This is a genomic window from Vibrio sp. 1078-1 (assembly GCF_033340475.1).
The window spans coordinates 1-531 of the sequence record NZ_JAWOWM010000831.1 but is presented as its reverse complement, the minus strand read 5'-3'; the positions used below and the strand labels follow the sequence as shown (position 1 = coordinate 531).

The following is a 531-nucleotide window of genomic DNA, read 5'->3' as shown; positions in this document are numbered from 1 at the left end:
GGTAGGTACAGACCATTACCCCTAAAGGGCTAGATTGAATTTTACGCCTAGTTAAGCCTTGCCACTAATGAAAAAAAACAAACCGTTAATTTCCATATTGGAAATAAGCTATCCCTAAATTAGGGGTTACCTCACAATCTAGCTGCGATTCGCCGTAGATAGCATCACACCAGCACTGATAAACACCCCACCCGTTAAGCGATTGAACAACTTAGCTCGTCCTGCTTCAAATAACCAATTGGATGTTTTCACCCCTAATAAGGAGTAAAAGGTTAACCAGCTCAATTCGAATACTACGAATGTACCCGCGAAAATCGCATATTGGGTCAGCAGCGAAGCGGTTGGGTCAATGAATTGTGGGAATAGTGCCGTAAAGAAAATAATGGCTTTCGGATTACTGGAACCAACGATAAAACCACTGGTATAGGCGCTGACGTGGCTGGTTGACACCTGTGCAGAGTCGGACTTCGCAAAATCGTTTTGTTTTGATCGAAATGCTTGAATGCCTAACCAAATCAAATATGCCGCACC

At 43.3% G+C, this 531-nt stretch carries 1 protein-coding gene; it reads right to left on the bottom strand.

Annotated elements, in window-relative coordinates; translation table 11 throughout:
* Nucleotides 1-138: 138 nt before the first annotated feature.
* Nucleotides 139-531 (bottom strand): LysE family translocator (locus R7190_RS30335; RefSeq protein ID WP_318138270.1); only part of this gene is annotated, 393 nt, incomplete at its 5' end.